The sequence below is a fragment of the Acinetobacter beijerinckii CIP 110307 genome (assembly GCF_000369005.1).
Lineage (GTDB): Bacteria > Pseudomonadota > Gammaproteobacteria > Pseudomonadales > Moraxellaceae > Acinetobacter > Acinetobacter beijerinckii.
In genome coordinates, this window is record NZ_KB849767.1 from 54,768 (window position 1) to 67,786 (window position 13,019).

Sequence of the window (13,019 nt, forward strand, 5' to 3'; positions counted from 1 at the left end):
CGATGAACGAACCTAAGAAAAAAGGATTAGATGCACTAAAAGGTGCTGTGTCAAAACTCCACACGAATAATTTAGCTGGTGAAAAAATTCATCTTCTGCCTATTGATGATGTGCAAGAAGATCCGGATAACCCGCGCAAAGAATACAATGAATCAGAAATTATCGAACTGGCACTGTCTATAGCTACAAACAAACAGTTACAGCCAATTTCTGTGCGTGATAATCCGGAACAGAAAGGAAAGTATTTTTCTAATTTCGGATCAAGCCGTGTACGTGCAATCCGGTGGTTAAAAGATAATATGCCGGAGAACCCAAACGGTGCTCATGTTCGTGCGGTGATTGACAATAACTTTGGTCGTATGGGTAAGCTGGTTGAAAACATTCAGCGTAAGGGGTTGAGTGCAATTGAAATTGCAACACGGTTAAAGGAAGAGGTAGATGAAACTGGCATTACACCGAAAGAGATTTGTGAGCAACTAGGCAAGGATAAGACTTGGGTATCACGTCACTTGAAAATTGCAGAAGTGTCAGACTATGTTAAATCACTGATCAATGAGGGTGTATTATCAAATGTTGAAGTTATATTGAATGTTGAAAAACTTTATAAGGAACATGCAGATAAACTAAAGTTAACCATTGATGCGTTTTTATTTGAGAATAAAGATAGTGATACAAGGGTGGTGAGTTTAGCTCAAAGCCGTAAATGGTTAAAAGATGCAGTTACACCTGTTGTCATTGAAAGTAACGAAACAAAGGATGGTGATCTTGAAGCTACTAACATTGCCATAGAGCATGAAGAACAAAATAATGGTGCCGAAGCAGCTAAGTTAATTGCTGATATTGAGACAAATCAGGTCAATGATACAGACAGCTTTAAATTGGCTGAAACGGATTCTGAAACTTCACAAGATACAAAAGAAGATGTTCATAAAATCGAACCAAATGATTATGTGAAGATCGTTATTAACGATAAAAACGGAGATGGAGAAAAGCCGGCACCGAAAGACAAACAAACGTCTAAAGAAAAATTGAGTGCTGGATTGAAAAAAGAATATGCAAGCGGTGCTCTTGTGGGTTATCGCCATTTATATGAAATGGCAACCGAAAGTGAAGATGAAAATGAAGCAAAACTAAGCAAGGTAATGTTGAAAAGTTTTGCAGGTAAGTCAACGGCTCTTAATTGGTCGGAAATTGGCGAATATCCAAATTTATTGGAGGAAGTTAGTCAAATCCTAGTATCATTTCAAAGCGTAGGTTTTGTATCACCATCGGCATTGAATGATGAAGAGATAAATTATCTGATCAATCAAGAAGATTTAATTTAGTAAGTATGGGCGGTCAATTTGACCGCCTTTTAGGTGTTTTATGAATAGATACATTAGCCTATACGACAAGCAGAAATTAGAAGATTTAGACTTTATTAAACCAGGAAAGAAAGCACTTCTTTATGGATTTTCAGGAATTGTATTGGGTGTTTTTGGGTGTTTGCTGGCACCGTTGGCAAATTTGAACGATTATTCTATCGGCAATCTTTTTCTAGGGATAGTCATTGGTTTGATCATTTTTAGTATCTGCTTTAAAAGCTTTTTAAGACTCAAAAGGCTACAAAAAGCGAAACTTGCAATGCTGGGAAATATTGCTGAGATCGAAAATAAACTGTTTATCGAATCAGGTGTTAATCCTTGGGAAACATTGATTGGATTGTCCAAAGAAAATGCTTTGCTGGTATTAGGGAGAAATAAGGACTCAAAATACTATGTTTTTATAGCAACGCATAAGTATCTACACTTTTCACCAGTTAGGATGACAGAAAATCAGGCATTGGATTTTGAACATAGCCTACAGGGTGAAAAAATGTTTTTCCAAGTCAAAGAAAGCTTGTAGGAGATTTTTATGTCAACGCAACAAGACGTGATAGCTGTAATTGTAAACAATGAATTTCAGGAACAGTATTTTACAAATGAAAATCAATTAGCAACTTATATTGAGTCAGTACGTTCAGCTGGACACGATGCTAAGGCTTTGGTTGTTCCTTTCTATAAATTTAAAGCTTTGCTGAATATTCAAGAGCTGGTGAGTACCTATCCTGATTTTAACTCGATCATGCTGGCAATAGAGCAATTTCCACTGGATCAACAGGAAAGTATTTATAAAAACATTAGCATGATACACAAATCAGCTTTTGCAAAAGAATACCTGGATTACTTTGTTGCAAACAGATTGTTGTTATCCAGTGATCCGGAGTTTATGCCTGAGTTTGCTGAACGAGAAAATACAGCTTCATATAAATCTTATGTGCAGCTGCAAGCTAATTTTCTAACAGATTTACTTGCTACACTGTAATAATTTTAAGGTAAGCAAGGAGTGATTTATCCATTTCTTGCTTACTATTTTTTTGCCTTCAGTATAGATAAGAATGACTATACTCGATTCAAATAAAAAAGCCTGGAAACATAGATAATAGCATCTATACACTTGAAGCTAGATCATGAATTACGGCCTATAGAAGCCTGTAGGCGGTGTCTACCGCCACAGTCGGGATATTAAAATTCAGAAACTTCCTACTCCCTAATGACCAAATCCCTTAAGTCGCTTTAACGTGGTGGCAGCAAAGCAAATGACGAGATAGGGGTAGTCAATTGTTACAAATGGGAATGTAAAGGGAAGCTGTTATGACAAGTTCATGATAAAATCATGTACAGCACGTAATACAGACAGTTTTGCAAGTTTAATATGGAGTAAAAAAATGATATACGATCTAATTGTTTTTGCTTTTTTTACTGGAATTTTAGGTCTTGTGTTGTTATATGTGGATAAGGTAATAAGTATTAAAAAAGCCATAAAAAATGGTGAGGCATTTTATTATAATAATGTAGAGTACATTGCTATAAAACAACCACTCACCGTAAAAGTGACTAAAAATTATAGTCTTAGAGAAATCGAAAAAGCAATTATAGCTGAAAAGCCATTTTACTTAAATGGGGCTAACTATTTAGCCAAATGTGTATAGAGTGCTTTATGGCTAAATTTTTTGCTTTTATACTAGCGATTGCTTTTTGTACTGAAAGTTATTGTTCAGATGGTGAAGTAAATAGCCTAAGAGAAAATAGTGATTGTAAAAAGATGGTCAACTTTGCAGTTTCAAAACATGATGAATATGCACATGGAAAAAGTATTCATGAATTGATTGATCAGGAAAATATGAGCCAGGATCAGGTACACCAAAAAGAATATAAAACTTTGGTGATTGAGATATTAGATACGTTTGCTGTATGGGATGATCCAGCTGAAAAAAAACGTGTGAATGATGAAATTGGAGAACACTTTTTTTCGATTTGTGATCCTGAAAGAATTAAAGGTGTTTTTTGAACTGGTGTAAAAAACATTGCATTTAGCAATGTTTTCTACACAACTTTATGCACCTAATTCAAATGTAATAGGTATTCTTTGAGTGTGTTTTCTAATGGTGCGAATGCCTTTTTCTTTGTCAGTAAATCGCCAGACTCCCTGACTATCATTCAAATGACCAAAGCTTGAATAGGGAGTTCTACTAATATTTCGCAATGCAGCCGAATAGAACCCCTTATGTGAAAATATAACAAGCTCTAATTTCATATCCCCCCATTCTTCAATATTGTCCATATCTTCTAATAAACGCTTTGTTTCAGTGTTTAGCCGTCCGTTAAATTGCATATATTCACCTTGTTTTAGTAGATGTGTGAGAGTGCTTTATAAGTAGTTAGTGATTTGCTATGCCCTACTCTTTTAGCATAAACACAATATATAGTGGAGATCCGTATAACGACCGATACTATATATTGTGTTTTGTTCTATAGCTTAGATTTCCAAACCATATCTTGATCTAGTTTCTCACCATCTAAGCCGTATGACCAACTTCCTATAGTTTGCACCCAACAACAATAATTTAAAAAACCTTCATCCCGACTTTCAAGCATCCATTCAGCCCAGTTAACTTCAAGAACATCTTGTGAAAATGAGCCAAAAGCAGAACCAATTGCTAAATCTCCCCAGTGAGAAATTTCAGGGTAAAACTCACGGAGTTTAGAAATATTTTGGCGGTACTCAACAGGCCAATCACCATCATCGGAACCGTGACCTTTTGAAACGAATGTTTCGGGATCAAACACAAAAGCAGCCATCATTTCCCCTTTAATTATTGTGACCAAAGAAATCTAATGCGTACACAAGAAATTCATGTTCAGGTATGCCAGTGGCAGCGGAAGCTACAGCTATAAAAATATCATTGGGTGAATAACTTTCAGCTGCTTCTTTTTCACCCTCATTAAATTCACCCAATCTTTCAAGTAGCTCAATACGATTTAGATTTTCTAATGAACCCTCAATACTTGAGTATGAAATAAAGAAGTGTTTGAGGGATTGATTTTTATCTACGACATTTAGTTGATTCATTTTTAAAAATACCTTTTTTGGTGAGAAGTTAACCGAATATTTCAGACATTAGTTGCTCTTGTATTTCATTTGAATACTCATAAATTGACTGTCTTACTTCCGTATCATCAATTCCCCAACTGATGATTTGGCCTATGATGTAGTCATCAAATGACATGAAAAAGGCTTTTAATTGTTCAAGACTTGGTTCAGTTTCACCAAAATTGAAAGTTTCTAATAGTATGTATTTCAATGAGTCAATAGTTTGAGCATCGTCCTTGGTATGAGACCAAAAAGTTTCTTTCACGGCCAATAATCGTTTTGCGTCTGCTTCTTGTTCCAACTTCCTTTCCTCTTGATGTTCTTTCTGCTCTTTCTCACTAACATCAAGAATAACAATATTAGGATTGTTCTTGGCTAGTTCCTCAATAATTATGGATTTTCCATATCTAGGTGTACCAAACATAATTTGGTGACCTGGTTTATCTTGCTGAGGTAAATTAAAAGGGTTTAGTAGCTTGCTTGTCAAAAATATATCTTTAGTCATTGGATTATTTCCGAATTAAAATGGAATATAGAAATGCACGTTCTTTCTTCATGTCAGAATCGTGGTAGAAAGAATCATTCAATTTGTAATGATCAGGTGACTCATTGTTGTGGTAAATATTACCTTGTTTGAATTTAACCAGGGCAACCTTTCCTTCGTGATCAACTTCTAACAAGCCCCATGATTCAGGAATACGATCAATGGAGATCAGGCCAGCTGGAGCACAATAGAGTCTATAGTTCCCTACCCCTACTTGTGAGCCATTGCGCTCAGGTTTAGCAAAATCTTTCCTGAAATCCGATAAACTGGTTTTACATTCAATAATTAAGCTTGTTTGCGCCCTAAAAGCTAGAACGTCCGGTATTTCACGGCTACCAATACATTTTAACTCTGTAGCCACTACAGGGAAATTAAGCCTGTTCTTTACCCATTTTGAAGCGATGACAACAAGATCATCATGTGAGTGAATTTTCTTGTTAATTCTATCTGTAATAGTGTCTAAATCAGCCATAAAAAACTCTAAAATTTAGTAGCCAGTACAAAGCATACTGTGGTTAATAATTGACTCTTGTTTTTGATCAATTTTTTCTCCGCACATACGACAATGGAAAAAACGGTACTCAGTGTAATTCTTAGGAATTAAACCACTTAGAGATAGTTCAACTGGTGCAAATTCATTTTTCATTTGACCTGTTAAATCTTGATTAGTATTTGTTTTCATTGAATTTCCAACTGTTGCGTTGACGAAACTTAATTAATTTTGCAGCACCATTATTTTTTAACTAAATAATGGTGGTGTGTTTTTTGTGTATGATACTATCTACATGGCTATGTCGCAATAGGGTATACCTATATGAAACAATTTTTTACGTTAATGTTTGATCAAAATGACAGCAATTGTGTCGTTTAACAATGTTTCATTTGAGTCGATGAAAAATATATGAAACAATGTAGCATTAGGGTTCATCTTTTTATTTTAAGAGGGTTGTTTATGAGCAATTTAAGCCAGGCTAAATTCAGCAAAGCGAATGATGTTATTGTTTTTCCACGTCCTTGTACGTTGTGTGAAAGCAAAAATAACGTGACACAGCAATTAGGTATTTGGGTATGTTCAACATGCATAGGTAATATCCAGCAAACTAATCCAAATTTATTCCATGTAGATAATAAGAGTTTGCCTATTAATTTATAATTGCTATGAAGAAAGAAGATAATGAACCACGTGGTTTTAAAGTTGGTTATGCAAGGGTATCTTCTGAGGATCAAAATCTTGATAGGCAGTTAGAAACTTTTAAGAACCTTGGGCTTGATAAAGTTTTTTTTGAAAAGGTACAAGGTGATAAAGAGGATAAAGATAGACCTGAATTAATAAAGTTCATGGACTATTTAAAATCGGGTGATACTGCTTATTTTGCAAGTTTTGATAGATTAAGTAGGAAAAACTTAAGATTATTATCTCTTATTGAAGAAATTAAAAGTAAGGGTGTGTCAATTCATTTTGTTGAGGAAAGAATATATTTAAGTCCTACTATTGAAAATCCTTATGATGAATTAAACGCAAATATATTTGCTGCATTTTCTGATTTTTTTAAAAAGCAATTAAAGGTAAGACAAAAGGAGGGTATTAAGGCTGCAAGAGAAGCAAAACCTGATCTTTATCAAGGTAGAAAAACTGCATTATCTTTAAGAGTGCGAAAGAATATTTTAACCAAAATTATTCTAAAGCAATCAAGCTATGCAGAGATACAAGCCAGGTACTCAATAAGTAGATCGACAGCTTGGCGAGTAGCGTATAAGGATGAAAGCCTGGTTAAATTAAGACAAGAGTGTCTTAAGTTGCGTTACGAAAATGAGCTTAAGAAATTAGCTCAAAAAAAATCTAAAACCTAGATGCCGTAAGGCTTGGAGTCACACAATGAACTTAGATGATGTGTTAAGGCGATTGAAAAAATGTCTTGCATTAACCAAAAGCTCTAATGAATTTGAAGCAGCAGCAGCGTTAAGGCAAGTTCAGACATTGATGATCAAGTACAACTTAACTGAGTTAGATGTACAGTTGTCAGATATAAATGAGCATTACTATCAGACAAATCATATAAGGAAAAAGATGGTTGAAGTTAGACTTGCTCAAATGGTTGCTGATGTATTTGAATGTGGTTTTTATATTAAGAATACGAAAAATAAACAGTTTGTTTTTTATGGTATTAGTCCTAATACTGATATTGCAGTGTATAGCTATGAAGTGTTAGAGCCTATTTTAATGCAGGCTAAAAAAGAATATATGGCTACATTACATGGTAATACAAAACTAAAAAGTAAAAGAGCATTATCTAAAAGTTTTTGTTTGGGTTGGATTAATTCTGTGCGTAATAAATGCGAGAGATTAAATCCTAATACAGACTTACAGGAGCTTTTGAAAAAATATGAGAATACTAAATTAAATTTGAATACATTTGGTTTCTCTGAAATAGAACATAGAAATAAAAATAAGTTAAATGAGGCTAGGCGACAGGGTTATTTAAAAGGTGAAACTGTAAATTTGTTTCATGCTGTAAATAAAGATGATGTGCCTAGTTTAAATACGATAGAACGAATTGAATTAAATTAAGTTGCCTTGACGCAATTAAAAGGATTATATTAAATATTTCCTGATTATAAGATATTGAATATTGAGAATGTTTGTAATGATACAGGCTGGTGTGAGTTCTATCAATAAACGAGATTTTACACAAATAGATTAGAGTGATGATTTATGAAAATTAATACCCATGAAATTTTTAAAACAATCAACCATGAACATATTGGCAAGGATTTAAAGGAAATTCTTATTTCTGAATGTAAAGATGGTCGTTGGTTTGTTGAAAACAATTGGTGTGACAAGGATTTTGAAAATTTTGAAGGTATATCAAACCCTCACATATTGCCTTATGTAACTCCTAAATTTTTCTCCAATGAGAATGAGGTAGTAGACTTTGCAGTTAAAATTTTAAGTGCTGTAATTTCTGATTTTACTTATGATTATGGAGAATAGTTTAATACTGCTTATTTGTGGAAAGTCCTAAGCCACTGATTTAACATTTATTCACTCTAATTAATTAGTGAAACTGACAACTGGCTTGAAGAGATTAGAGTTTGGTTGGTTAAGAGAGATACATTACCAAAAGACAAGACTAAATGAGTTGCGGTGACGCAACAAGTGAGAGTTGAGTACGAGGGTTTAAGCTTAGGAATTGGAAAACAATGCACTAAATTCAGCAAACCCTCAGAAAACCGAGTATAAAAATTAACTTAAAACCTTTGTCGATTTTTCCCAAGTTTGATGGATTTTTAAGTAGTAAAATATTGGTTAGGTATTTGATAGTAGGTGTAATCTTGGATATTAAAAATATTTCTGCATCTTTGTTGGTATGGTTGGCAAGTTATGGTTTAGCACATGCTGATTTTGTTGGTAGAGTGGTGGGTGTGCATGATGGTGATACTATCACTGTCCTTACAGACAGTAATACTCAATATAAAGTCAGGCTGGCAAATATTGATGCGCCTGAACTCAAACAGCCTTTTGGTCAAAAAGCAAAGCAAGTAATGTCTGATTTTGTTTTTAATCAGCCTGTTCTTATTCAGGAACAAGGCCAAGATCGTTACGGGCGTGTTATTGGTACAGTCCTTAAAGGAAATGACAATGTGAATCGGCTCATGGTGCGTCATGGCTATGCTTGGGCATACAGACAGTATTTGAATGACAGTGTTATGATTAACCTTGAATCCTACGCTCAACAGCAAAAGTTGGGTATGTGGCATGATGCAAATAATATTTCGCCTGAACAGTGGCGCAGAATGAATAGTCAAAAGTAGAGTGTAAATGACAGATTTTTTGACCTTTTTAGGTTCCTGTTTTGATATTGGTTTTCCTATTGGGATGGCTATTGCAATTGCATGGTTTCTAATAAAATTTTTGATGCGGAATTATCCTTCTTTAACACCTTTGAAGTATTTAGGGATGTTTATCATTAAAAAGAAAGCTGTTCAGCTGGAGCAGCTAGGGTTCAAGGTTTATGTTTATATTTCATGGGCTGATGGACGCAAGATACCACTTTCAAGCATGGCTAAAGAAGCAGAAATTGTTATCAATGATCCTCTAATATTTGAACATCATCGTTATAAAGATATTCCATTTAATTCTAAGGAAAGTGTTCTTTTCGTGAACGAAAAAAATAATTCAATAGTTGGTTATTTTCATCGGATTAATTCAAAAGATCGGGAAGTCTTTCACGGCCAGTTGGTTAATGTTGATTTTCGTGATACTGATGAGGGAGTGAAATAATATGCTATTTATTAAGGTTCTAGTCACTTTACTTTATGTGTTTTTGGGATTTTCTTTAATTTCATTTATTCTGAACAAACTTAGAGAGTTCTACGCAAAAAAATTTATGAATAAGAATGAACTTCTATTTATTGCTGCTGCTGGTGATGAGTTAGCGAATAAGTTTGATGTGAATACTTGTGTGACAACTTACGATGTTCCTGATGATAGTTGGGATACATATTCTCTCAAGGATAAAAAAGAATTGATGAATTTCTTTACTATGTTGGAAGAGTATAAAGCCCCTTACATATACGTTGCTGATAAGGATGGAGTGTCGTTGCTTCACGTTGCTATGAACTATTCTATTAAGAAAGCTGGTATCAAATTGATTGAATAGCGTCTGCTTCTGATTCATAAATACAAACTGATTCATGTAAGAATTTTTATCGTCTATACAATTGCGCCAAAAAGTATCATCAAGGCATTTGTAGTGTGGATAGTCATATCATCAATAAATAGAACAAGATATGAGGACATATACCCACCTTTAAGCAATACGGTTATTCTGCATATCTAGCCAAGATGGACTTACAATCTTTCGGCAATATGCTAATAATTCGTCTTAATGCAGCCTTATGCTCAGGTGAGCTATTAACTAGGTTTTGAAAATCTAGTTGAGATTGTGTAGCATTGTTGGCTTTCTTAAAATTTTGTTTAAGAAAACCAACTGGCTTCTCTAAATGCTGTCCAACAAGCATAACAATCATTGCCTTTCTGACTTCAAATTCTTGGTATGGCAATATCCCACCAGTAACATTACTTGGAATCTCATCAACTAGGTACACCTCATCTAATGGATGATTAATTAATATAATTTTCTCACCATGCTCATTAAGCATATACACATGAGGATTGAATTGTTCCATAGGCTCTATAGGAGATTGTTCCTGTTCAGCGTATTCAAATTTATTACTGTTAGCATCAAAAGGCGGATTAGTTGTTTTTACCGTAAAATATTGGCCTTTAGTCCAGTTTTCAGGAACAGGAATAGGCTGACACGACATTAAGACATTATAGAGATCAGAAGCCAAATAGCTGTCTACTTCCTCTTTTGTAGCCTTACTTAGATCAATATGAATCGTAATCATAACTAAACCCTTTAGTTAATTGGATGTTTAATAGTTTGAACAGTTGTGATCATATATTCTATATCTGACCAGCATGGAACATATAAGGAAGTTGGTAATAAGATTCCTGATAATAAATTAAAGATAACTTGTGGTAGTGTCTTATCTGTAATGTGCAGATCTTCCAGTAGGATAGATATAAGATCAAAGAGCCATGAATTATATACTGCAATAATTAGTCTAGCTTCAGGGAGATGTGATAACTCTATTGAAGCTTTCACAATGAGATTGCCACGATAGTCAAGTTCTGACAATTGTTCTAGGTGCCATTGATAAATCGTTTGTAGACAAGCCATAGTGCCGTTTGGCCTGGCAGAAGAGATACGTGTGTTAAGTGTGTTTTGAATGATCCAAATCTCATATTTTAGGCATTCTAGTATCAGCTGGTGTTTGGATGGAAAGTATTTATAAAAGGTCATTTTGGCGACTACAGCTTCTTCTATGATCCGATCTATGCCAATTCGGAAATAATCTTGTCTTTTAAACAAATTGTAAGCTGTCTCTAAAATTGCTTTTTCCTTACTAGATTTGAAATTTTTATCTAATTCAACTTCGTTCATTATAACCTTCATTAGAAATAAGAGAAATCTCACGGCCTTGTTCAAACTGTAGGTTGTTGTCAACCCATATAAGCTGAGCACACAAAAGAGGTGAATAGTCATCTTCATAGTCAGAAAGTAGGGATTTATCGCTTCTAATTAAGAAATTTAGGTTTTCCTGATTAGAATATTCTTCTCCCAAGCTATTTTTTAAATGTTCTATTACTTGCTGTTTCCAGGCATCAAAACTAACTTTAGGGTTCATGAGTGAGTCTCCTTTAAGCAAATGGTATTTTTGTCAAAAATACATGTAAAGCATTATTCTAACTTTTGTCGTTTTTATTGGTTCATGTCACAAATTGGAGTGTGCTGCAAAAAATCACAGATTTTTATTGCCCCCACCAATTTGCTTTGCTGCCACCACGTTACAGCGACTTGAGGGATTTGGTCATTAGGGAGTAGGAAGTTTCTGAATTTTAATATCCCGACTGTGGCGGTAGACACCGCCTACAGGTTACTACGGTGCGAGGTTCAAGCCATTGATTCTATTGAGGAAATATAATAAAAAGTGTGTTGAAAATAATATTTAAGTTATTGTTTTTTAAGGGTTTATATACTTGCATATATAACCTAGGTTATATATAATCTAATCTCAACCAACAAATGCCGAAAGGCTTGGAGTCAGAAAATGCAATCTAAATTTCTAGCAACTAAGTTAGAGCATAAAAAAGAGTTTTTAACCTGGGTTGAAAAGGGGAAACATTCATTTCCAGTACAAAGATTGTCTGAACTAACAGATGTTACAAAGTTACCTTTTGGGGATATTGAAGTGGGAGATACCATTGAGGTAATCAATGGTTATGGTCACTTACTAAAAGGGTTTACAGTTCTTGCTATCGAGAAAGATAGTATTGAGAAAGGTAACTTTTACGTTTACTTAGACTGGGATTGTTACTGGTTTCCAAAAAATATTAATTATATTGTGCGAAAAGTAGAGCCTACAGAAGATATTGCTATTGATGGGGTTGAAAAATGGGAATAATTGACAGTTGCGTTAACGCAACTTCAAAAGCTCATATCGTTTGATATGGGCTTTTTATTACAAAATTTGTATATATAGCCTGTCAGCGTGTGTTCAATAAAGCATTTTCCAGTGCTGTGATTGCCCAATCAGGACATGGCCTAGAGCTGGGCTTGGTTGGATCATTAACCCAAGATCGTACTGTTCGCACGGAACATGGTCTTTGTGTTTGTTGGCATATTAAGGCTGCACTATCAGCTTGACTAAGTTGATTATTCGCCAACAATAGCAAATACTTTTCTCTATTGTTCATTTTAATTTTCAAATTTTATAGTGATAGCACCCATTGTTGGCACTTCAAGAAAGCTACGGATAATCCTATGTATTTTCTGATCAAATTTATTGATATATCCAAAGTTATTAAAACCCATTGTAGTCATGGTAATGAAAGTTGCCATGAGGCAGAAAATGAACGTCAAAAATGAAGATGTGACAAAAAGGGTGGTGTTTTCAAGAGGGCTATTTGTTTGAATTATAGATAAAAATTTAGTAATTTCAGATTGATCAATTAAAGCAAATAATAAAGCACAGATAAACCACAAAACAGGTATAAGTAATGCCGATTTTAAAAACCACTTGAAAGTAAGCCATAAAATATTAAGGGCTTGAAAAAGATAAAGTCCCCAATCTTTATAAGCTGATTTTTGAATGTTCAAATACAACTCTTTAGGTATCGAACCAATTTCAATGTCATTTTCAAATATTCTGACAATTGATGGTGTAACTGATGGTTGCATGTTGGCATCCTAAACTAAACATAGGCACAATTGCCTATGTTTAGTTTAGGCACATGTGCCTATTTTGGCAAGAATAATTAAACTAAATTTTCAGGCTTAATGATCTTATATAGAAGAGAGAAATTGTATATATTTTCAACATAGATAGTTGCAAATATAACCTAGGTTATATATAATAAAGACTCCTAAACCGAAATGCCGAAAGGCTTGGAGTC

General features: G+C 34.2%; 24 protein-coding genes. 14 read left to right on the forward strand and 10 right to left on the reverse strand.

The features are described 5' to 3' along the window. Nucleotides 1-2: 2 nt before the first annotated feature. The 5 genes from F933_RS16725 to F933_RS16745 all read left to right on the forward strand — a co-directional run bounded on the left by F933_RS16725 (nt 3) and on the right by F933_RS16745 (nt 3,369). Complete coding sequence (locus tag F933_RS16725) at nt 3-1,325, forward strand: ParB/RepB/Spo0J family partition protein (protein ID WP_005063379.1); 1,323 nt, start codon at nt 3-5, stop codon at nt 1,323-1,325. A 40-nt stretch (nt 1,326-1,365) separates the two neighbouring features. Then, nucleotides 1,366-1,884, forward strand: coding sequence for a hypothetical protein (locus F933_RS16730; protein ID WP_005063382.1), 519 nt, complete (start codon nt 1,366-1,368; stop codon nt 1,882-1,884). Nucleotides 1,885-1,893: 9 nt separating this feature from the next. Beyond that, on the forward strand, nt 1,894-2,343 hold the full coding sequence (locus F933_RS16735) for a hypothetical protein (RefSeq protein ID WP_005063384.1): 450 nt from the start codon (nt 1,894-1,896) through the stop codon (nt 2,341-2,343). 403 nt (nt 2,344-2,746) lie between these two features. Further along, complete coding sequence (locus tag F933_RS16740) at nt 2,747-3,010, forward strand: hypothetical protein (protein ID WP_005063387.1); 264 nt, start codon at nt 2,747-2,749, stop codon at nt 3,008-3,010. Between the two features lie 8 nt (nt 3,011-3,018). Continuing rightward, a complete protein-coding gene (locus tag F933_RS16745; protein WP_005063388.1) occupies nt 3,019-3,369 on the forward strand; it encodes a hypothetical protein in 351 nt (116 codons plus the stop codon). Nucleotides 3,370-3,414: 45 nt separating this feature from the next. Here F933_RS16745 and F933_RS16750 read toward each other — a convergent pair whose 3' ends face one another. From F933_RS16750 to F933_RS16775, 6 genes are all read right to left on the reverse strand, one after another. Beyond that, nucleotides 3,415-3,693, reverse strand: a complete 279-nt coding sequence (locus tag F933_RS16750; RefSeq protein WP_005063391.1) for a hypothetical protein — start codon at nt 3,691-3,693, stop codon at nt 3,415-3,417. 137 nt (nt 3,694-3,830) lie between these two features. Beyond that, nucleotides 3,831-4,160 carry a hypothetical protein gene (locus tag F933_RS16755; RefSeq protein ID WP_005063394.1) on the reverse strand — a complete coding sequence of 110 codons (330 nt, stop codon included), beginning with the start codon at nt 4,158-4,160 and terminating at the stop codon, nt 3,831-3,833. Between the two features lie 10 nt (nt 4,161-4,170). Beyond that, nucleotides 4,171-4,431 carry a hypothetical protein gene (locus F933_RS16760; RefSeq protein ID WP_005063397.1) on the reverse strand — a complete coding sequence of 87 codons (261 nt, stop codon included), beginning with the start codon at nt 4,429-4,431 and terminating at the stop codon, nt 4,171-4,173. Between the two features lie 28 nt (nt 4,432-4,459). Continuing rightward, nucleotides 4,460-4,957 carry a hypothetical protein gene (locus F933_RS16765; RefSeq protein ID WP_005063399.1) on the reverse strand — a complete coding sequence of 166 codons (498 nt, stop codon included), beginning with the start codon at nt 4,955-4,957 and terminating at the stop codon, nt 4,460-4,462. A 4-nt stretch (nt 4,958-4,961) separates the two neighbouring features. Next, a complete protein-coding gene (locus tag F933_RS16770; RefSeq protein WP_005063402.1) occupies nt 4,962-5,468 on the reverse strand; it encodes a hypothetical protein in 507 nt (168 codons plus the stop codon). Between the two features lie 15 nt (nt 5,469-5,483). Next, nucleotides 5,484-5,678 (reverse strand): hypothetical protein, encoded by a 195-nt coding sequence (locus F933_RS16775; protein ID WP_005063405.1) that lies wholly within the window; start codon nt 5,676-5,678, stop codon nt 5,484-5,486. Between the two features lie 270 nt (nt 5,679-5,948). Between F933_RS16775 and F933_RS16780 the strand changes: the two genes are divergently transcribed. The 7 genes from F933_RS16780 (at nt 5,949) to F933_RS16810 (ending at nt 9,657) form a co-directional block, all read left to right on the forward strand. Further along, on the forward strand, nt 5,949-6,149 hold the full coding sequence (locus F933_RS16780; RefSeq protein WP_005063408.1) for a hypothetical protein: 201 nt from the start codon (nt 5,949-5,951) through the stop codon (nt 6,147-6,149). A 5-nt stretch (nt 6,150-6,154) separates the two neighbouring features. Then, entirely contained in the window at nt 6,155-6,847 is a 693-nt protein-coding gene (locus F933_RS16785) for a recombinase family protein (RefSeq protein ID WP_005063410.1), read from the forward strand. A gap of 25 nt (nt 6,848-6,872) precedes the next feature. After that, nucleotides 6,873-7,565 (forward strand): DUF2786 domain-containing protein, encoded by a 693-nt coding sequence (locus tag F933_RS16790; RefSeq protein WP_005063412.1) that lies wholly within the window; start codon nt 6,873-6,875, stop codon nt 7,563-7,565. Nucleotides 7,566-7,709: 144 nt separating this feature from the next. After that, nucleotides 7,710-7,988 carry a hypothetical protein gene (locus tag F933_RS16795; protein WP_005063414.1) on the forward strand — a complete coding sequence of 93 codons (279 nt, stop codon included), beginning with the start codon at nt 7,710-7,712 and terminating at the stop codon, nt 7,986-7,988. Nucleotides 7,989-8,329: 341 nt separating this feature from the next. Next, complete coding sequence (locus F933_RS16800) at nt 8,330-8,809, forward strand: thermonuclease family protein (RefSeq protein ID WP_005063417.1); 480 nt, start codon at nt 8,330-8,332, stop codon at nt 8,807-8,809. A gap of 7 nt (nt 8,810-8,816) precedes the next feature. Beyond that, nucleotides 8,817-9,278, forward strand: a complete 462-nt coding sequence (locus tag F933_RS16805) for a hypothetical protein (protein ID WP_005063418.1) — start codon at nt 8,817-8,819, stop codon at nt 9,276-9,278. 1 nt (nt 9,279) lies between these two features. Continuing rightward, nucleotides 9,280-9,657, forward strand: a complete 378-nt coding sequence (locus F933_RS16810; protein WP_005063420.1) for a hypothetical protein — start codon at nt 9,280-9,282, stop codon at nt 9,655-9,657. Nucleotides 9,658-9,820: 163 nt separating this feature from the next. Here F933_RS16810 and F933_RS16815 read toward each other — a convergent pair whose 3' ends face one another. Genes F933_RS16815 through F933_RS16825 form a run of 3 tightly spaced genes read right to left on the reverse strand, consistent with a single transcriptional unit; the run spans nt 9,821 to nt 11,251 of the window. Further along, entirely contained in the window at nt 9,821-10,408 is a 588-nt protein-coding gene (locus tag F933_RS16815; RefSeq protein WP_005063422.1) for a hypothetical protein, read from the reverse strand. A gap of 11 nt (nt 10,409-10,419) precedes the next feature. Beyond that, nucleotides 10,420-11,007 carry a TetR/AcrR family transcriptional regulator gene (locus F933_RS16820; RefSeq protein WP_005063424.1) on the reverse strand — a complete coding sequence of 196 codons (588 nt, stop codon included), beginning with the start codon at nt 11,005-11,007 and terminating at the stop codon, nt 10,420-10,422. Continuing rightward, nucleotides 10,994-11,251, reverse strand: a complete 258-nt coding sequence (locus F933_RS16825; protein ID WP_005063425.1) for a hypothetical protein — start codon at nt 11,249-11,251, stop codon at nt 10,994-10,996. Before F933_RS16825 ends, F933_RS16820 begins: the two co-directional genes overlap by 14 nt. A gap of 423 nt (nt 11,252-11,674) precedes the next feature. Here F933_RS16825 and F933_RS16830 point away from each other — a divergent pair, with 423 nt between their 5' ends. Next, on the forward strand, nt 11,675-12,028 hold the full coding sequence (locus F933_RS16830; RefSeq protein WP_005063426.1) for a hypothetical protein: 354 nt from the start codon (nt 11,675-11,677) through the stop codon (nt 12,026-12,028). Between the two features lie 89 nt (nt 12,029-12,117). After that, the gene (locus F933_RS17180; protein WP_155757867.1) at nt 12,118-12,270 is read left to right on the forward strand and encodes a hypothetical protein; all 153 of its coding nucleotides are present in this window, start codon (nt 12,118-12,120) and stop codon (nt 12,268-12,270) included. Between the two features lie 51 nt (nt 12,271-12,321). On the opposite strand, the gene F933_RS16840 is transcribed toward F933_RS17180, so the two are convergent. Then, nucleotides 12,322-12,804 (reverse strand): hypothetical protein, encoded by a 483-nt coding sequence (locus tag F933_RS16840; protein WP_005063429.1) that lies wholly within the window; start codon nt 12,802-12,804, stop codon nt 12,322-12,324. Nucleotides 12,805-13,019: the final 215 nt, after the last annotated feature.